The 18366-nt window shown below is 37.6% G+C and carries 16 protein-coding genes; 9 read left to right on the top strand and 7 right to left on the bottom strand.

The genetic code is table 11. From position 1 onward, the window contains the following. Positions 1-75: 75 nt before the first annotated feature. Positions 76-726: a uracil phosphoribosyltransferase gene (gene upp, locus SAGCYANO_RS14675; RefSeq protein WP_202220757.1), complete on the bottom strand. Its 651-nt coding sequence runs from the start codon at positions 724-726 to the stop codon at positions 76-78. 878 nt (positions 727-1604) lie between these two features. On the opposite strand from upp, the gene SAGCYANO_RS14665 reads away from it, so the two are divergent. Both SAGCYANO_RS14665 and SAGCYANO_RS14660 read left to right on the top strand, forming a co-directional pair. After that, a complete protein-coding gene (locus SAGCYANO_RS14665) occupies positions 1605-2786 on the top strand; it encodes a trypsin-like peptidase domain-containing protein (protein ID WP_202220756.1) in 1182 nt (393 codons plus the stop codon). Between the two features lie 291 nt (positions 2787-3077). Further along, positions 3078-3800 carry a PPC domain-containing protein gene (locus SAGCYANO_RS14660; RefSeq protein ID WP_202220755.1) on the top strand — a complete coding sequence of 241 codons (723 nt, stop codon included), beginning with the start codon at positions 3078-3080 and terminating at the stop codon, positions 3798-3800. A gap of 100 nt (positions 3801-3900) precedes the next feature. Here the strand turns inward: SAGCYANO_RS14660 and SAGCYANO_RS14655 are convergent, their stop codons facing one another. Together SAGCYANO_RS14655 and SAGCYANO_RS14650 are read right to left on the bottom strand one after the other, a co-directional pair. After that, the gene (locus SAGCYANO_RS14655) at positions 3901-4089 is read right to left on the bottom strand and encodes a hypothetical protein (protein ID WP_375339933.1); all 189 of its coding nucleotides are present in this window, start codon (positions 4087-4089) and stop codon (positions 3901-3903) included. A 56-nt stretch (positions 4090-4145) separates the two neighbouring features. Then, positions 4146-5174: a succinate dehydrogenase/fumarate reductase iron-sulfur subunit gene (locus SAGCYANO_RS14650; RefSeq protein WP_202220754.1), complete on the bottom strand. Its 1029-nt coding sequence runs from the start codon at positions 5172-5174 to the stop codon at positions 4146-4148. A gap of 630 nt (positions 5175-5804) precedes the next feature. On the opposite strand from SAGCYANO_RS14650, the gene SAGCYANO_RS14645 reads away from it, so the two are divergent. Continuing rightward, positions 5805-6077 (top strand): hypothetical protein, encoded by a 273-nt coding sequence (locus SAGCYANO_RS14645; protein ID WP_202220753.1) that lies wholly within the window; start codon positions 5805-5807, stop codon positions 6075-6077. Positions 6078-6818: 741 nt separating this feature from the next. Here the strand turns inward: SAGCYANO_RS14645 and SAGCYANO_RS47570 are convergent. Further along, positions 6819-6944 carry a hypothetical protein gene (locus tag SAGCYANO_RS47570; protein ID WP_255502458.1) on the bottom strand — a complete coding sequence of 42 codons (126 nt, stop codon included), beginning with the start codon at positions 6942-6944 and terminating at the stop codon, positions 6819-6821. Between the two features lie 619 nt (positions 6945-7563). Here SAGCYANO_RS47570 and SAGCYANO_RS14640 point away from each other — a divergent pair. The 4 genes from SAGCYANO_RS14640 to SAGCYANO_RS14625 all read left to right on the top strand — a co-directional run bounded on the left by SAGCYANO_RS14640 (position 7564) and on the right by SAGCYANO_RS14625 (position 10789). After that, positions 7564-8097, top strand: a complete 534-nt coding sequence (locus SAGCYANO_RS14640; RefSeq protein WP_202220752.1) for an RDD family protein — start codon at positions 7564-7566, stop codon at positions 8095-8097. A gap of 33 nt (positions 8098-8130) precedes the next feature. After that, positions 8131-8319: a 50S ribosomal protein L33 gene (gene rpmG, locus SAGCYANO_RS14635; protein ID WP_202220751.1), complete on the top strand. Its 189-nt coding sequence runs from the start codon at positions 8131-8133 to the stop codon at positions 8317-8319. 74 nt (positions 8320-8393) lie between these two features. Beyond that, positions 8394-8612 (top strand): 30S ribosomal protein S18, encoded by a 219-nt coding sequence (gene rpsR / locus SAGCYANO_RS14630; RefSeq protein WP_202220750.1) that lies wholly within the window; start codon positions 8394-8396, stop codon positions 8610-8612. Between the two features lie 158 nt (positions 8613-8770). Then, entirely contained in the window at positions 8771-10789 is a 2019-nt protein-coding gene (locus SAGCYANO_RS14625) for a ribonuclease catalytic domain-containing protein (protein ID WP_202220749.1), read from the top strand. A gap of 572 nt (positions 10790-11361) precedes the next feature. Here the strand turns inward: SAGCYANO_RS14625 and SAGCYANO_RS14620 are convergent. Then, positions 11362-11577, bottom strand: coding sequence for a hypothetical protein (locus tag SAGCYANO_RS14620; RefSeq protein WP_202220748.1), 216 nt, complete (start codon positions 11575-11577; stop codon positions 11362-11364). Positions 11578-12250: 673 nt separating this feature from the next. On the opposite strand from SAGCYANO_RS14620, the gene ppsA reads away from it, so the two are divergent. After that, positions 12251-14692 (top strand): phosphoenolpyruvate synthase, encoded by a 2442-nt coding sequence (gene ppsA, locus SAGCYANO_RS14615; protein WP_202220747.1) that lies wholly within the window; start codon positions 12251-12253, stop codon positions 14690-14692. Between the two features lie 193 nt (positions 14693-14885). Here the strand turns inward: ppsA and SAGCYANO_RS14610 are convergent, their stop codons facing one another. Then, positions 14886-15152, bottom strand: coding sequence for a hypothetical protein (locus tag SAGCYANO_RS14610; RefSeq protein WP_202220746.1), 267 nt, complete (start codon positions 15150-15152; stop codon positions 14886-14888). 149 nt (positions 15153-15301) lie between these two features. On the opposite strand from SAGCYANO_RS14610, the gene SAGCYANO_RS14605 reads away from it, so the two are divergent. Beyond that, on the top strand, positions 15302-17128 hold the full coding sequence (locus SAGCYANO_RS14605) for an AAA family ATPase (protein WP_202220745.1): 1827 nt from the start codon (positions 15302-15304) through the stop codon (positions 17126-17128). Positions 17129-17220: 92 nt separating this feature from the next. Here the strand turns inward: SAGCYANO_RS14605 and SAGCYANO_RS14600 are convergent, their stop codons facing one another. Next, the gene (locus SAGCYANO_RS14600) at positions 17221-18336 is read right to left on the bottom strand and encodes a D-alanine--D-alanine ligase family protein (RefSeq protein ID WP_202220744.1); all 1116 of its coding nucleotides are present in this window, start codon (positions 18334-18336) and stop codon (positions 17221-17223) included. Positions 18337-18366 lie beyond the last annotated feature (30 nt).

Here is an 18366-nt window from a genome sequence, read left to right as displayed (position 1 = left end):
CTGAGTTCATTAATATTGGAGATATCTATGTATATAACCAGATTCTATGTACAACCCCACCGGATTTGATATAACTTAAGTACCAAAAGTTCGATCGCCAGCATCGCCAAGACCTGGTATAATGTAGCCGACATCATTAACAACCTCATCAATAGTTGCTGTGTAAACAACCAAGTCAGGATAAGTAACACTCAACTTTTGTAGAGCAGGAGGAGCAGCTACTACAGAAATAATTCTGATTGAAGCAACATCAACCCCACGCTCAGTTAATTCAGTCATGGCCTGCATAATTGTGCCACCAGTAGCTAACATTGGGTCGCAAATCAAAACCCGAGCATTAGGGGCCAACTGGGGAGGCAGTTTATTCAAATAACAGCTAGGTTCGAGAGTTTCTTCATTTCTAACTATTCCCAGATGATAGATGGATGCCAAAGGTAAAACAGTTTGTGCCCCTTCTAATAATCCTAGACCAGCTCGAAGAATGGGTATGACTACGACAGGGACTTGAGGATTAACAAAAGTAGCAGGACATTCAGCTAAAGGAGTTTGTACTGTTGTTTCTACTATAGGTAACCAATCTCGAATTGCTTCATAGGTTAACCATCGACCTAATTCTGTCATTGCAGAACGAAATAAAGCAGAGGGTGTATTTATGTCACGAGCTACACCTAACCAATGTTTTATTAAAGGATGGGGTGGGACATAAACACGAAGCTGCATAGTCACGATCGCCTAATTCCAATAAAATACCAATTTATTAATCTTAAACTATCACATAACTATTTGGAGAAGGAAAAAGGAAGAAGGAAAAAGGAAGAAGGAAGAAGGAAGAAGGAATAAGGAATAAGGAAAAAGGAAGAAGGAAGAAGGAAGAAGGAAGAAGGAATAAGGAAGAAGGAAGAAGGAAGAAGGAAGATGTATTTTAGCTCAGAGATGATACTTAATATATTGATATAGTGATTTGTACGTCGCCCTACTGACGGTTCCCCTATCTGAGTTCTGAGTTCTGACTCCTAAGTAGGGTTTGCTGAAAAAAGCAAAGTGTAGAGACCCACCCCTAACCCCTCCCAGGAGGGGAATGTGGGGACCCACCCCTAACCCCTCCCAGGAGGGGAAAGTAGGAGGAATAATTGTTCGAGAGATTTTTCTGTCCCCCTCACCCCAAAATTCTCACTTTTTGAGGGTAAGTGAATTGAAATAGGCGCACTTTTTTCGATTCTCAAAAGGCCAATACCTTTATTTACCGAATAATTAAGGTAAAAATCCTCTCACTCGCCGTGGAGAAACAATGAATTAATTTTCCTTTGATTCAATCCTCTTCCTTTTAGGGAGAGGTAATTATAAATTATAAATTATCAATTATCCATTATTGAACAATGCTTTGAGATTTAGATCGGTAAGCCCTAAGTAGACACATAACTATTTGTAGCAAACATTTGTCAAATTGGTATAGCAGTCGAAGGAAAGATTAAGACAGCTCAAAAGTTTAAAGTTCAGACAATGTAATACAATTCCATCTTTCTTCTTCCTTCTGCTATATAACTCTTTTTTCAAAAAATACTGCGTAATAATATTAAATATAAACTAGACTTGACAAGCAACAAATGAATGCCAAATTTTTGCAAAAAACCACATCGAGAATACTTATTGTAGCAGTAGCAGTTGGTGTAAATTTAACTAATTTTCCTCCAGTTAAGGCTCAAATAAAAGTAGATACAATTCCCAGACCCCTGAATAAAAACCAAAAAGAAACACTACTTTCTCTAAGTGTAGAAGAAAAAACTAATATTCGTGTTTATGAACAAGCTAGTCAAGCAGTAGTTTCCATAGATACAGATAAAACTAATGGTAGTGGTGCCATTATTAGTGCCGACGGAATGGTATTAACAAATGCCCATGTTGTATCTCAAGGCGGTGTGGTTAAAATGACCTTAGCGGATGGTAGAAAAGTTACAGCAGATGTCATAGGTTTTGGTGAAGAAGATTTAGATTTAGCAGTTCTCAAAATTCGAGGAGAAAGAAACCTGCCCACCATTAGAATAGCTCGTCCAGGTTCGACAAAAGTAGGTCAGCGAGCTTTTGCCATCGGGAATCCTTTTGGCAGATTTCAAGGTACTCTTACTGTAGGAATAGTTAGTCGTATAGACCGAGAAAGAGGATTAATCCAAACAGATGCAGCTATTAACCCTGGAAATTCTGGCGGGCCACTATTGAACAGTTCTGGAGAACTTATTGGTGTGAATACTGCTATATTTACTCGTGGTCAATTAGGGGGTAATATTGGCATTGGTTTTGCTATATCTATAGATAGAGTCCCAGAGTTTCTCAGAGCGGTTCGAGAAGGAAGAGCGCCTTTAGTAGCTCAACAGCAAACAGGAATGTTTGATGAGAAGCAGGCTGAAAAGTTAGACCTTAATGGTTTAATAGAAATCAAGGGTAATTTGGACAGTGAATCTAATGTATTGCCTGTAGACAATAGTTACTATGACCTTTACGCTTTTGAGGGTGTTGCAGGTCAAAAGATTTCTATTGATATGAGCAGCAATAAAATAGATTCTTACTTAATTTTGTTAAGTTCAAATGGTCAAGAATTAGCTCAAGATGATGATAGTGGTGGAGAGAAAAATGCCAGAATTGTGATTACGTTACCAGAAAATGGAACTTACAAGTTATTGGCAAATTCTTATGAAGCAGGAGAGTCAGGAGAATATAAGTTGAAAATTGAGTCTGTTTCACCTAGAATTAGACCTTTCTTTGAGCGTGAAAGGAACAACTATAGTAGATAAATTGTCTGAAATTTTATCTACTTATTTATAGGGTTTATCGGGTTTATAGGAATAGAAATTTATAGCAAGTTAAACAAATTGTATTACAGCAAAATCAAACAGTTAATAAATTCAGTACAAGTATTGATTTTGAAATAAAAAAAGATGATTATACTGAAACACTGAAACTCTGTAATTACTCACTAAAATTTACCCTAAACTTTTTCAATTAATAATTATTTGTGATTATTTCCGACTATGCTAGTAGGCTAGGAATGAGAATTTAAGTAGTATATTTATTTGAGGTGATTAATGCGTCAAGGAAGATTTTGGGCGATCGCTGCTTTTGGTCTACTAAGTATTATGGGAAAAACTTTACTTTTCCCTATCCTTATATTTCATCCGTTGGTTGTCAATTCTAGTTATGCTAATGAAATTTTAGTTCAGGATACTCCAACCCAAGAAGAAACTACTCCAACTCCAGAAGAGACTCCAACTCCAGAAGAAACTACTCCAACTCCAGAAGAAACTACCCCTTCTACCCAAGAAGAAACTACCCCCTCTACCCAAGAAGAAACTACTCCAACTCTAGAAGAGACTCCAACTCCAGAAGAAACTACCCCCTCTACCCAGGAAGAAACTACTCCAACTCCAGAAGAAACTACTCCTTCTACCCAAGAACAAGAAGTTGGAAAAGAAATATTACAGCTAGAAGGAACCCTTAGTGATGGAGACTTAGTACTTCCATCTGATGAAAGTATTTATGATGAACATACTTTTGAAGGAACAACAGGTCAAGTAGTAACTGTAATCTTAGAAAGTCCTGACTTTGATACTTATTTAGCAGTATTTAGTCCTACTGGTGAATTACTGGGAGAACATGATGATGTTAGTCAGAAAAATACAAATTCTCAACTAACAATTACTCTAACTGTTACAGGTAAATATCGTGTAATAGTTAATTCTTACGATAAAACAGGTAGGGGTCAGTATAATCTCCAAGTAATTGAATCAGGTCAAACATCAGATTTGTAAATACTAATTTTTTGACTGTTTAATAGCTAATAGCTAATAGCTAAATGTCACTCAAAGATTAGCTATTAGCATATATTAAACTTTATTTTTTACCGTAAACCTAACCAAGAAAAAAATCTTGATGAGTAAATAATTCCAGTAATAACAAAATGAAAAATCCTACCATCGCAAATCTACCATTGATTTTTTCTGCGTAAGTATTCCAACCAAAAGCAGGTTCATTAGACTTGGTAGCTTCAACTTTTTTAGTAGATTCTGATGTAGATTGAGAAGTCAAATTTTCAGACATAATATTGATAAATTTGATTAGCTTTTAAGATTTTTAGTGGAGATAAAATTACTGAATTATTTCAGTAGATTTATTGTCCAATTTTTTACTGATTCAATCAGCGATCGCACAGTTTCCGTCCCCTCAGAAGGTTCAAAAGTCAAAGGAAACTTACCTTTTGCCAACATCCTTAATCCTAATGGACCCAAACTCAATAATCCTTGAATATCTCTAAAATAGTTACCCACTACTTGAATACCAAATTTTCGTTCATCAATCCAACCCCCATCTTTAACCAAATCAATTAATACTTTTCGATGGCGAATAGAACGACTAGCTTGTTGATCTTTACGGTCGAGAATTTCTTGTTTAATTTTACCTATTTGATCCATAGGTGCTACTTCCATTGGACAAACAGAATTACAATAATAACAACGGGTACAACCCCAGACTCCTGCTGTGTCAAGATTATATTCTTCTAATCTTTTATCTATTTGACTGTCACGAGAATCAGCGACCATTCTATAAGCTTTGGCCAAAGCGTGTGGACCAACAAAATCTGGATTAACTTCACGAGCATTACATTCAGAATAACAGGCTCCACAAAGAATACAATTACCTGTTTGATTTAGTTTATCTCGTTCAGTGGGAGTCTGTAAAAATTCTCGTTCTGGAATTTGTCGTGCTTTTGTGCTGATATAAGGTTCAACTGTTTCTAGATTTTGCCAAAAACTGTTCATATCTACTACCAAATCTTTAATTACTGGCATATTTCCCATAGGGGCAATAGTTATTTCTGGAATAGATTTTGCAGTAGTATTAGTAGAATTATTGTTACTATTATTAGCTATTTGTTCTAGTCTATCTACTTCATTTCTAATATTTTCTTTACAAGCTAAAGCTGAACGACCATTTATTTTCATTCCACAACTACCGCAGATAGTATTACGGCAATTTTTACGAAAAGCTAAACTACCATCTTGTTCCCATTTAATCCGATTAAGGCATTCTAAAATTGTATTGCCTGGTTCAACTTCTAAGGTGTAAGTTTGAATTCTAGGAGTAGTATTTTGATGCTGACGAACAATATTAAAGTTGACTTTCATTAGACATCTCCGAAAAATATATAGACTTTTTGTAAAAGTAGGGAATAGGGAATAGGGAAGATTTTTTTAGGAAAAAAACATGGAAAATGATTTTTTTACTTACTTTTACAACTCTAGTTTATAGCAAATCAAGGGCAAGTTTATTTTCTGGAGATGTCTATTGATAATAAATTAAAGATATTTTTTACCGAAAAGCGACGTTGAGAGCAAGCGTGTTTTAACCGGAGGATGAAAACAAGCGAGTCGTTTAGACTAGACAACTTTAGTTGTCCTTTGCTATTATCTGGATATACAAATGTTTAGACAAAAGTAAGCAGAAAGCTGTAGGGGCGTTAACGATAGTTATGCGAAGCAAACGGCCGTTCGCCCCTACTTAAGCTGACTGTGTAGGGGCATCTTGACTTGTCCCCAAAGAATATATCTTTGGTCAGAATCATGAGAAACGAAGCAACAAGGATTTATCCTGTTGTATAGTATCAACTTAGAATCCCCTCGGTTTCAGCCAGGGGAGAAGTCAATAAATTAAACCAATTTTATGTGAGGCTGCACAGAATTGGGTGTTAGGTCGTAGGTCGTAGGTCGTAGGTGTTAGGTCTTATACCAATTTTATGTAAAGTGGCACAAAATTAGGTGTTGAGTGTTATACCAATTTTATTTTGTCTTAGGTGGCACTTAATGAAGTCAGAAGTCAGAAGTCAACCCACCCCTAACCCCTCCCTGGAGGGAAGTAGGGGCGAATGGCCATTCGCCCCTACTGAAGTTATTTTTGTAGCGGGTATTTTGAGCAACCCTCCAAAAATATTTCGCCTTAAAAGGCATGGTTGCGTGGCCCAATCCTGTTTGATAATTATGAAATTTACTAACTTCAGCACTTATGCAAAGGCACTACATATAGTAGATTAAAACTATAGCACTATGGTATATATAGTGGTTTTGTTGGAAAAATGCTTCAATAATTGATAAGTAAGTTCTGAACTTTTCTATCTGGAGCTACACTCAATTGTGATTAGTATATTCTTCTATGCAACTTCTTAGAAATTTGGAATCAGTTGTGTTTTTTTAGATAAAACAAGATTAGCATTAACTATTAGTTTTTCTGTTCCGATATTATTTTTGTTTTGCTATGTTTCTATTAGACATCTCCACAAAAGAGGAAACAGGGAACAGGAAGGAGAAATAATTGATAATTTATGGATAATAATTGATTTGATTTTTGATGTTTGGAGATTTATATTAGCTTTTCGGTAGTAGATGTTAGGTTTTAAGCTTTAACTTGTGGGTGAAAAAAATTTACTTAAAATCTATTATTTGTAATATTTACCGAATAATTAATAATTAAATAATTCAACCATTTAGGTTAAACGCCTCCCCTTTCAAGGGAAAAAAATAAATTTTTTCGGAGTAGGTCAATCCTCTTCCTTTTAGGGAGAGATAATTATCCATTATCCATTATCCATTATCCATTATCCATTAATGAAACAATAGGGTTGAAAAATCCACATTTTACCTACGTTATCCGCAATTATTGGAGTTTAATTCCCATAAAATAGAAGCATTAACCTATCTTCTACAACCTTTTTCAAGATCGTGACTATACATATTGACATCCTCCCGACGCTGCTCTCACGAGACAGCGGGGGATTCCTAAACCTCGCGGTTCAGGACTTTCTGCTTCCTAGCACCTGCCTCCGAGGCCAAACCTCTTTCTGGTCTTACGGTCGCTCCACAGACTGACACTGCTAGCCCAGCAGCCTTACTTAAGATTAACACACTATTGGCATGCGCCGCAAAATTGATTGGTTTTCATGGCCTAGCTCCCCTTCGGGAGAGCGCGGGTCTTCAACCAACGTTGAGATCACAAAATAAGAGTTCAAGAATTTAGAATTTAGAATGCGCGAATTTAGAATTACCTCTCCTTGAAAAGAAGAGGATTGACTAATCATGAAAACTTTTATTTATTATCCCCTTAAAAGGGGAGGCGCATACCCACAATATTTCGGTAATTTCAGTTATAGGTCAGTTATCAGTTATCAGTACCTCTAGCTGTTTGCGCAGCATGACCTAGGAAAGCAAAGTGAATTGAAATATGGAATATGCTCTTTTTTTTACCCCCTTAAAAGGGGATGCTTTAGACCATAATTTTTCGGTAAAAATTTAGATTGAATTAGATTGAATTTCATATTCAAGTTATTAAGTAGTTATTAACTTAGCCATCAAATTAGCCCTACCCATAGCTACCAGTAATAACTTATGTATATTAGCTTCTATCTGAAAAACCCGGAAAAATTGACAAATAAAAAGCATGATAAAATTATAGAACAGTAACAAAAACCAATAAAACAGTTACATATTCTCCTAACCAGACCAAAAAATAATTAAGGTCTATCTTATGAGCGATAATATTATACCCCAATTACCAAAAGCACCTCTATCCCGTCGTGCAGCAGCATTCAGTATAGATGCTGTAGTAGTTTGGTTTTTGAGTACCATAATTAGCAATAATTGGTTCACGTTTATTTTATTTTTTATGGTACTTTGGATAATAACACGAGTGCTAGTTGTCCATAAAAACCATGGTCAGAGTATAGGGCACTATGCTCTAGATATGAAAGTTTTAGATACTAGATACCAAAGAAATCCAGGTATCCTAGAGCTATCAAAGCGAGAAGGAATTTTAGCATTATCTGGTGCATTGGCCATGTTAGGCATTAGTAATTTAACATCAGGAAATGCTGCTGTATTACTACTAATAATGCCTTTATTTTTGGACTTTACAGTAGCTTTGGTAGATATTGAAAGGTATCAACAAGCTTTCCATGACAGAATAGCTCAGACAATAGTAGTAGGGACAATGCGTGGTTACTCCCTAGATATTAAGGTAAGATGGCTAGTTGACGAAGCCAAGCGCTATGTGAGAAGATAGTAATTTGTGTCTAACATTCATGGAAACTGAAAAATGGCTAAAGGAGTCAGAATTGTTATTACACTAGAATGCACAGAATGTAGAACTAATTCTAGTAAACGTTCACAAGGTGTGTCTAGGTATACAACAACTAAAAACCGTAGGAATACAACCTCAAGATTAGAATTGAAGAAATTCTGTACTCACTGTAATAAACATACAGTTCACAAAGAAATTAAGTAAAAATTCAGTGAGTATTAAAAATAGTAAGTAAATAGTTAAAACGTAAACAAAAAATAACTAACAAATAATTAGAAATGGCGAATTACTTCCGCAAAAGAGTATCACCAATTAAACCAGGAGATCCAATCGACTATAAAGATGTGGAACTACTCAAGAAATATATTACAGAAAGAGGTAAAATTCTGCCAAGAAGAATAACTGGTTTAACTTCAAAACAGCAAAGAGATTTAACGAAAAGTATTAAAAGAGCTAGATTAGTAGCTTTATTACCCTACGTTAATCGGGAAACTTGAAGATAAAATGTTTGAGATTTGAGATTTTGGGAAAATCTGAAAAAGTTAAAAAGCATTCCGTCAGGAAATGCTTATAAAAGCCAAAGTCAAAAAATCTCAAACTAAAAAATACCACAACCTAGTCAAAGGCAGTTGAAAATTTATAGGGATATATAAATGTGGAGAAGGGAAAATTAATTGAATTTAGATTGCATGGAGAACGGCGACTAGCTATCACAGAACGTCCAGACGGTAAAAAAAACTGGGTCGTGGTCGAAGAAAATGGTCAATCTCACAGCATACCTCCAAAACAAATCAGTTATGAAGTAGCAGGAGAAGGTTACAAATCATCAGAAATTCCCAAATTTCTTCAGGAAGTAGAAACTTATATAGACCCTTCAAGTATAGAATTAGCATGGGAACTACTGGTAGAAGAATCAGAAACAGTAAATCCAGAAGAAATGGCCTTACTGCTATTTTCAGAACAAACACCAGCCCAATGTTATGCAGCGTATATATTACTATCAGACGATAAACTCTACTTTAAGCAAAAAGGCGATCGCTACGAACCCCGACCTGTAGCTCAAGTAGGAGAAATCAAACATCAGCAAGAAGTCCAAAAACAAAAACAACAAGAACTAGAAAACTTTTTACTCCGGGTGCGTAACCGACTAGCAGGAGAAGAGGTAGAGTGGCAACCAAGCGATTATAACCGCCTAGATGTAATAGAAAAATTGGCGACTTATGGAGAAGAAGCTTCTAATCGTACCCAGGCAATGGATACTTTGGGACTCTTAGAATTACCAGAAACTCCAGAAGCAGCATTTCAACTATTAATGGATCTAGGTATATGGAGCGAACATGAAAATCTATTTCTGCGACGTAGTCAGATTCCAAAACATTTTTCTACCAAGGTACTAGAAGTGGCTCAAAGCTGCCTGCAATTTCCCCCGCCAGATCCAGATACAAACCGTTTGGATTTAACTCATCTAAAGGTCTATACCATAGACGATGAAAGCACAAAAGAAATAGATGATGGCCTCAGTATCGAATTTTTAGAAGATGATCGACAAAAGATATGGGTACATATTGCCGACCCCACTCGTTTACTTACTCCTGGTGATGAGTTAGACCTAGACGCAAGGCGAAGAACTACTACATTATATTTACCCACTGGTATGATTCCGATGTTCCCGTCAGAGTTGGCCACAGGGCCAATGAGTCTGATTCAGGGACAAATTTGCAGCGCCTTGAGTTTTGGCATTATTTTAGATGAAAGTGGAGGAGTTGTAGACTACAGCATTCATGCTAGCTTAATCAAACCAACCTACCGCCTGACTTATGATGATGTAGATGAGATGTTACAGTTAAAGATTCAGCTAGAGCCAGAAATTCACGCCCTCGACCAGTGGGCTAAACAAAGATTTCAGTGGCGACAGTCACAAGGTTCTATTAGTATCTATATGCCAGAGTCAGTGATTAAAGTTGAAGGTGAGGAAGTAAAAGTAGAGGTATTGGACGACTCACCATCAAGACAGCTAGTGGCAGAGATGATGATTATGGCAGGAGAGGTTGGGGCAAAATATGGTCAAAAGCATGATATTCCACTTCCTTATCGCAGTCAACCTCAACCGGAACTTCCACCAGAGGCTGAACTAATATTATTGCCTGCTGGACCAGTTCGGTCTTGTGCGATGCGTAGATGTATGCCTAAAAGTGAAATGGGCATTATACCAGCTCGTCACGCTAGTTTGGCCTTAGAAACTTACGTTCAGATTACTTCTCCGATTCGGCGTTATAGCGATCTATTGGCTCACTTTCAAATTAAAGCTCATTTACGAGGAGAGGAGTTACCTTTTAGTCGAGACCAGATGCAAGAAATAGTAATGAGTTTAGTTCCTGCTGTGAAAGAAGCTTCTAGTGTGGAAAGGTGTACTAACCGTTACTGGGGACTGGAATATTTGCGACGTAATTCTGATGAGGTTTGGCAAGCGTTGATAATTAGGTGGTTGAAAGAAGAAATTAATTTAGGGTTGGTGTTATTGGAAGAGTTGGGGTTAGAGTTGGCGATGCGGTTTGGTCGGTCTGTCAATGTGGGCGATCGCATAGAGGTGAAGGTTGCTCATGCGGACCCTCGTAAAGATGAGGTGATATTCCAGGAAGTAATTACGACTGTAGCAGAGGCGGCGGCAAATTAGATTCTTGATTATCCAGGAGTAGGGGAGTAGGGGAGTAGGGGAGTAGGGGAGTAGGGGAGTGGGGAGCATTTTTCTACTTTTTTCTCTATTCTATTTCTGAATTTCCGGCGTTGCATAAATGCGGGATTATTTTAATAGTTTTGTGGAATGGGCATCTTGTCCGTTCGCGTTCCTGATATTTTCACCGCACTCCTACCCTTACCCATAAGACTTTTTCCGCAAACCCTAATTATGATGATTTATAACGCGAGCAAGATGCTCGCACTAATTGTTCTAACTAACCTGACCAAAAAATAAGGTCTCAAGACTCCCTTTTCAAGGGGATGAAAAAAAATCAAGTTCAATATTTCAAGCCTCTAACTTTCCTGCGGAATGCTGCGCAAATAGGCAGAGAGAGGTACTGATAACTGATAACTGATAACTGATAACTGAAATGACGGTTGCTATATTTTTGAGATTAAAATCAATATTTTTACAGATATATAAAGGTTATTTAATACCTTTTATGTAAGTAAAAACGCCAAAAAAACTTAATATAGCAGTCGAAGGAAAGGTTAGGACAGATCGACAACTTAAAACCCAGACAAAGCAATATTTTTCCTTCTTCCCTCTTCCTCTCTTGGTGCGCATTCCCTCTGTTGGTCAGCGTTCCGCAAGCGAGCTGTCGTCGTCGCGGGGTCTGACCGCTTGCGTCTGACGCGGACGCGGGGTCGCACCGCTTCTTTCTTCTTCCTTCTGCTATATATGAACTTAACTATAGTTGGGATTAAAAAAAAGGGATTAACCATCGTTATTTGATTTCTATTTAAGCTTAATTATAGGTCTCAGTAATGTATCTACCTCAGATGAGTCGTAGTCAAACCCCCTCTATAAGAATTATTGGCGTTGCTGATTCTGGGTATGATGCAAGCCCCCCTAGCCCCCCAATTTTGGGGGGAATAAAACTCTAAAAGTCCCCCTTGATCCCCCTCCCGTCCCCCTTGAAAAGGGGGAAGCCAGATGTTGCTGCGCTTTTTGTTGAACGGGGGATGCGCGGGTGCTTGACCAGAGCCAAACAACCGCGCATTCATACTTCAATTCAGCAACGCCGAATCATTAAAGCACTTAATCTTTTGTAATAAGTACCTCTACACTACTCCTATCAACAATTTTTTACTTTTGGTAACTAAGGTGCATACCTCAGAAAAGTTGTCGGTTATACAGAATTTAATTAATATATAAATATAGAGAAAAAGTTTTTAACAAAATTTCTCTAATAAGATAGATGGATAATACACAACTATAAATCAAGAAATAATTGTTAGCAATCGATGTGATATAGATTGTCGATCATTAACAATAAATAACTTTTTCAAGGGAAAAATATAGTGATTTGCCTTGAATATAAATTTGTGACAAAAATTGTATCCAAGCTGTACCGTAACGTGATGAAACAGCTTAATTTTAGGGGAAATAAAAGCAATGCTAAAAACATTAACAATTAAAAACAAGACTTTTACTGCTAAAGAGAAAAGCTTAGTATTGTGGTTTGATGAAGTTAGTATTAATGACATTTCTTTAGTAGGAGGTAAAAACGCATCTTTAGGAGAAATGATGCAACAACTTACCCCCAAAAATATCAATATTCCTAATGGTTTCGCTACCACTGCTTACGCTTATCGTTACTTCATCAAATCTGCTGGTTTAGAAGTCAAACTACGCCAACTATTTGCCGACCTTGATGTTGAAGATATGAAAAATTTGCAACAACGGGGCAAAAAAGCACGAGCATTGATAATGAATACACCCTTTTCAGCAGAACTCGAAAAAGTGATCGCTCTTAGCTACGAAACTCTTTGTTATCTCTACGGTCAAGACACAGATGTTGCTGTGCGTTCCAGTGCCACTGCTGAAGACTTACCAGATGCCAGTTTTGCCGGACAACAGGAAACTTACCTCCATATTCACGGGGTCAAAAGTGTACTCAAAGCGGCTCATAAGTGTTTCGCATCAATATTCACCGACCGCGCCATTTCTTATCGCACTATCAAAGGTTTCGACCACTTCGATGTCGCTCTCTCAGTTGGCATTCAAAAAATGGTGCGTTCCGACCTTGCTACCTCTGGTGTGATGTTTTCCATAGATACCGAAACTGGGTTCAAAAATGCTGCCCTAATTACAGCAGCTTATGGTTTAGGGGAAAATGTGGTACAAGGTGCAGTTAACCCCGATGAATACTTAGTATTTAAACCAACTCTTAGGGAAGGTTTCCGTACTATTCTCAACAAACGCCTGGGCACTAAAGCTCTGAAAATGGTTTATGATGGCGGTAATTCCATTAAAAACGTACCTGTACCAGAGCGACAGCAACAACAGTTTGCTCTGAGTGATGATGAAATTCTGCAACTTGCCCATTGGGCGATAATTATTGAAGACCATTATTCCCAAGTGCGCGGTAGTTACACGCCGATGGATATTGAGTGGGCAAAAGATGGCATCACCGAGAGTTTATATATAGTTCAGGCGCGACCAGAAACAGTGCAATCTCAAAAATCTGGTAATCTGCTGCGTAGTTATCAGTTGCAGGAGAAAGGGAAAGTGTTGTTAACAGGTCGTTCTGTGGGTCAGGCGATCGGTGAAGGTAAAGTACGCATAATTCTGGATAAGGATAACATTTATGAATTTCAACCAGGGGAGGTATTAGTAACCAACAAAACTGACCCTGACTGGGAACCCATTATGAAAAAGGCTAGCGCTATAGTTACGAACCAAGGTGGGCGTACTTGTCATGCTGCAATTATTGCACGGGAGATGGGTATTCCGGCGATTGTTGGTTGCGAAAATGCTACGAAACTATTGTACAATAGTAAGGCGGTTACTGTTGACTGTGCTGAGGGAGAAGTGGGGATAGTTTATGATGGGTTGTTGCCGTTTGAGGTTGTGGAAACGGTATTGGATGATTTGCCAGAAACTCGCACTCAGATTTTGATGAATGTGGGCAACCCAGAGGAGGCTTTTCGGTTATCGGCACTTCCTGTTGATGGTGTGGGTTTGGCTAGATTGGAGTTTATAATTGCTAATCAGATTGGGGTGCATCCTTTAGCATTGTTGCATTTTGACGAAGTGGAAGATGAGGGGGAAAAAGCAGAAATTGCTGAGTTGACTATGGGATATGAAAATAAGGCAGATTTCTTCGTCGATCGCCTAGCTTATGGAATGGGAGCGATCGCTGCTGCTTTTTATCCGAAACCTGTTATTGTGCGGATGAGCGATTTTAAGAGTAATGAATATGCTAATTTATTGGGAGGGAAACAGTTTGAACCTGATGAGGAAAATCCGATGATTGGTTGGCGGGGTGCGTCTCGTTATTATCATCCTAAATATCGGGATGCTTTTGGTTTGGAATGTCTGGCGCTGAAGCGAGTGCGGGATAAAATGGGATTGGCAAATGTAATTCCGATGATTCCGTTTTGTCGTACTCCTCAAGAAGGAATGAAGGTTTTAGGGGAGATGGCTAAGTATGGTTTGGAGAGGGGTGAGAATGGTTTGCAGGTTTATGTGATGTGTGAGTTACCGAGTAATGTGATTTTAATGGAACAGTTTGCTGAAGTGTTTGATGGATTTTCTATTGGGTCGAATGATTTGACTCAGTTGGTGTTGGGTTTAGACCGAGATTCGGCATTGGTAGCAGATATTTTTGATGAACGCCATGATGCTGTGAGGCGAATGATTAAGATTGCGATTACTATTGCTCATGAGTGTGGGCGTAAGATTGGTATTTGTGGTCAGGCGCCGAGTGATTATCCTGAGTTTGCGAAGTTGTTGGTGGAGTTGGGGATTGATTCTATTAGTTTGAATCCTGATTCTGTGTTGAAGACTCGGGTTGAGGTGGCGAAGTTGGAGAAGTTAAGTAGGGTTTGCTGAAAAAGTCTTTTTTAGGAGTAGGGGAGCGGGGGAGTAGGGGAGTAGGGGAGAATAGAATTTATAGAGGAGGTAGTCGGATATATTTATCCCTTGATTTTTCTGTAATCCCCCCTGCCTTTTATGCATAGAATCTGACCAGGAACACCACCCCAGAGCCAAGCTGAAATCCAAACATTCACATCTAAAACAACTCTCATTTCTTAAACTTATCTTCCTGTCGCACTTCTTTTACGATTTCACTAATTTCCTGGAGAGAAGGTTGATTTGGGTCTGGTCCTAATTCTTCAATGTGCCGAAACCAATCATTTAAGTCTTGGGGTTGCTGAATTTTTTGGAATATTATTGAGTCTTCTGCAATGGAAACTTTATATCTATCCCCTGGTTTAATCTGGTGTTTAATTTTTGGTGGCAGTTCTAGTTGACCATCTGCTGTAATGCTAACAATAATATCTGTATCCATAATTAATGGCTCCTAATATTTCTGGGAAATATAGTACATACCAAGTTTATAGCAGTTTATTCAATTAGCAAAATTTCCTTAATTTTTTAGTAAAGAGGTATGAAAATAAAGGTATAATATAACATAACCTAAATTTTAAAGATCTATAGATGTATCTGCGCGAGTGTTTTATTGAAAATGTCGGACCGATTAGTAAGCTAGATATTTCCTTAAGCTTAGATGATTCGGGAAATCCAAAACCGTTAATTTTGGTAGGTAAAAATGGAACGGGAAAAACCATTTTATTAGCTTATATTCTTGATGCACTAGCAGAGTTAGCAAAGAAGAAGTTTCGCGACATCGTCATAGGACAGCACTTTAAGTACAGTTACTTTTTAAAAGTAGTTAGTGATGGAGATATATACTCTTTATCTGGTGGAAGTCTTAGTTTTCTAGAATTCTCGGACGCAGATAATAAGTTTTATTATGTAGAAAAACTTGGTGGAGTAGATATAAATCGATATTCCGAGAAGGTAAAAAATAAATTGAAGCTAGTACATTCAATTTCAATTAATGAATCCGATGAGAAAGGAGTTGAAGGAGATGAAAAGCAAATTGAAACTTTTTTCCAAACTGGAGCAGTTTGTTTTTTCCCATCATCTCGCCATGAGCGTCCTCATTGGTTAAATTATAAAGCAGTAGAAGATCGACTTCTGTTTAGCAACTATGAAAAGATATCAGGAGAACTTAGAAAACCATTAATTGTTGAACGATCCGCAAAGAATAATCAACAGTGGTTGATGGATGTATTACTTGACTCGCTTGTAGACTTAGAGTTTGTTGAGCAAACAGATACTCCCCTCCTAACTTCAGTGAAACGACATCTGCATTCTAGCCATTCAAAAAAGGAACTTAAAATGGGAATACAGAATGTTGAGCAACTGCTTCGTAAAGTTATTGAGGATGAAAAAGCTACATTAGTGTTGAACCATCGAAATTATGAATATGGACGAATTGCAATTAGTTTGGGAAATGGAGTAATAGTTCCATCATTGAACCACCTTTCAGGAGGACAAGCTTTACTCTTCAATCTCTTTGCGACAATTATCCGCTATGCAGATATGGCAGATATTCAAAAAAGTATTAGTCTAAGTGAAATTAAGGGAATTATTTTAATAGATGAAATTGATGCTCATCTACATACAGATTTACAATACAAAGTTCTTCCTCAGCTAGTTAAATTATTTCCAAAAGTACAATTTATTGTCACTTCACATTCGCCACTTTTTCTACTTGGTATGGAGCGTGAGTTTGGCGCTGATGGTATTCAAATTTTGGAAATGCCTACAGGTAAACAAATTACTACCGAAAGATTTGAGGAGTTTCAGAAATCTTTTGAGTTCTATAGTCAGACAAAGAGTTTTGAGGATGCAGTTGAAGAGAAGGTTTTAGAAGACTCTAAACCTTTAGTATTAACAGAAGGAAAAACAGATGTTGAATATATAAAAACAGCCTTGGAATTGTTAGGAAATCAAGATTTATTAGAGCAATTAGAAATTGATGAAGTTGGCAAGGAAGGAAAAGATGGTGGAGACACAAACTTGAATGCTGCAAAAAAAATTCTGGTGAATAATCAAAGTCATTTTACTAGAAAGGTATTGCTTCTTTATGACTGTGATACAGAAAAAAAAGGTGAAAATTTTGATTCTATATTCATTCGTTGTATACCTGAGAATACTGAGAATGGCAAAGTAAAAAAAGGTATTGAAAATCTTTTCCCAGCCGAATTGTTTGAAGAGAGGTTTTACAAAAAAAATCCAAACACAGGTGGTTATGGTGAGGATAAAGGTGAAATATTTAACAAGGGGGAATTCTGTGAATATATCTGTCAAACAAGACGTGAAAAAGATGATTTTCTTAAGTTTGAAGAACTGCTAATACCAATTATTAAGGAGTTTCTTTCTTTCCACTTAATTAAGACTGAGAAAGATATTTAAAGATAAATGTTGGGTTTCGCTTTCGCTCAACCCAACCTACATCAAAGTGTTAACTATCTATAAGCAATTTTCCCTTCTGCCTTCTGCCTTCTTCAATGAGAATGTCTTTCTAATGCTAACTGAATTAAACAGTCTACTAACTCAGAAAAAGGAATTCCACTAGCTTTCCAGAGCATAGGATACATACTTGTCGCAGTAAAACCAGGCATTGTATTAATTTCATTAATCAAAATTTCCCCTGTTTTCTCTACATAGAAAAAATCTACCCTAGCTAAACCCGCAGCATCCACAGCTAAAAATGCTTGAGTTGCCATTTCTTGAATTTGAGTAGCGATCGCTTCACTGACTCGCGCTGGAATAAATAAATCTGCTTTTCCTTCTGTATACTTAGTTTCATAATCATAAAAATCACTGTCAAAAGTAATCTCTCCCACCACAGAAGCTTTCGGGACATCATTTCCCAGCACCGCACATTCCAACTCTCTAGCTTCCACACCTGCTTCAACAATAATTCGACGGTCATAACTAGCGGCATTATCCAAGGCAGTTTCCAATTCCGAGCGCGACCGCACCTTAGCAATACCCACTGATGAGCCTAAATTTGCAGGTTTAACAAAACAGGGATATTCTAAAGCTGCCTCAATATCATCACACAATTTGGGAAACACACAAGGATTAGACCAAATCTGCGATCGTGTCACTGCCTGATATTTTACCTGGGGCAAACCTACTTGAGCAAAAGCCATTTTCATCGCGATCTTATCCATACCCATTGCTGACCCCAAAACCCCAGACCCCACAAACGGAACCTGCATTAACTTCAGTAGACCCTGTATGGTACCATCTTCGCCATTGGGACCGTGAAGCACTGGAAACCACACATCTATCTGAGCTGCTTGAGGAGGAGTTTGCCAGAGGTTAGACGAGCTTTGAGAAGCAATAGAGGAGGTTGTTTCAGTCTCGGAATTATCATTCTGATTTCCATCTATAAGCGGCAATGATGGTAGGTTGCCAGACTCCAACACTTGTTGAGAAAAATCAGTTGGTTGCCAACGACCATCTTTTTGAATGTAAATTGGCATCAGTTCGTATTTGTCTGTATTTTGACCTTGAGTTAAAGCAGTAGCGATCGCTTTTGCCGAATTAAGGGATACTTCATGTTCCCCGGAACAACCACCAAATAATAAACCTACTCGTAATTTTGTCATTATTTAGATTCCTTTAAGAGAATTTTATTG

This window comes from Okeania sp. KiyG1 (assembly GCF_014132355.1).
GTDB lineage: Bacteria > Cyanobacteriota > Cyanobacteriia > Cyanobacteriales > Microcoleaceae > Okeania.
Note: the sequence above shows the minus strand (reverse complement) of the source record. Positions and strands in the feature narration are given on the sequence as shown.

What these genes read in the sequence shown, in the direction of transcription:
- SAGCYANO_RS14665 (WP_202220756.1), top strand. Translation starts at nt 1,605, where the DNA reads ATGAATGCCAAATTTTTGCAAAAAACCACATCGAGAATACTTATTGTA.
- SAGCYANO_RS14660 (WP_202220755.1), top strand. Translation starts at nt 3,078, where the DNA reads ATGCGTCAAGGAAGATTTTGGGCGATCGCTGCTTTTGGTCTACTAAGT.
- SAGCYANO_RS14655 (WP_375339933.1), bottom strand. Translation starts at nt 4,089, where the DNA reads ATGTCTGAAAATTTGACTTCTCAATCTACATCAGAATCTACTAAAAAA.
- SAGCYANO_RS14650 (WP_202220754.1), bottom strand. Translation starts at nt 5,174, where the DNA reads ATGAAAGTCAACTTTAATATTGTTCGTCAGCATCAAAATACTACTCCT.
- SAGCYANO_RS14640 (WP_202220752.1), top strand. Translation starts at nt 7,564, where the DNA reads ATGAGCGATAATATTATACCCCAATTACCAAAAGCACCTCTATCCCGT.
- rpmG (WP_202220751.1), top strand. Translation starts at nt 8,131, where the DNA reads ATGGCTAAAGGAGTCAGAATTGTTATTACACTAGAATGCACAGAATGT.
- rpsR (WP_202220750.1), top strand. Translation starts at nt 8,394, where the DNA reads ATGGCGAATTACTTCCGCAAAAGAGTATCACCAATTAAACCAGGAGAT.
- SAGCYANO_RS14620 (WP_202220748.1), bottom strand. Translation starts at nt 11,577, where the DNA reads ATGGTTAATCCCTTTTTTTTAATCCCAACTATAGTTAAGTTCATATAT.
- ppsA (WP_202220747.1), top strand. Translation starts at nt 12,251, where the DNA reads ATGCTAAAAACATTAACAATTAAAAACAAGACTTTTACTGCTAAAGAG.
- SAGCYANO_RS14610 (WP_202220746.1), bottom strand. Translation starts at nt 15,152, where the DNA reads ATGGATACAGATATTATTGTTAGCATTACAGCAGATGGTCAACTAGAA.
- SAGCYANO_RS14605 (WP_202220745.1), top strand. Translation starts at nt 15,302, where the DNA reads ATGTATCTGCGCGAGTGTTTTATTGAAAATGTCGGACCGATTAGTAAG.
- SAGCYANO_RS14600 (WP_202220744.1), bottom strand. Translation starts at nt 18,336, where the DNA reads ATGACAAAATTACGAGTAGGTTTATTATTTGGTGGTTGTTCCGGGGAA.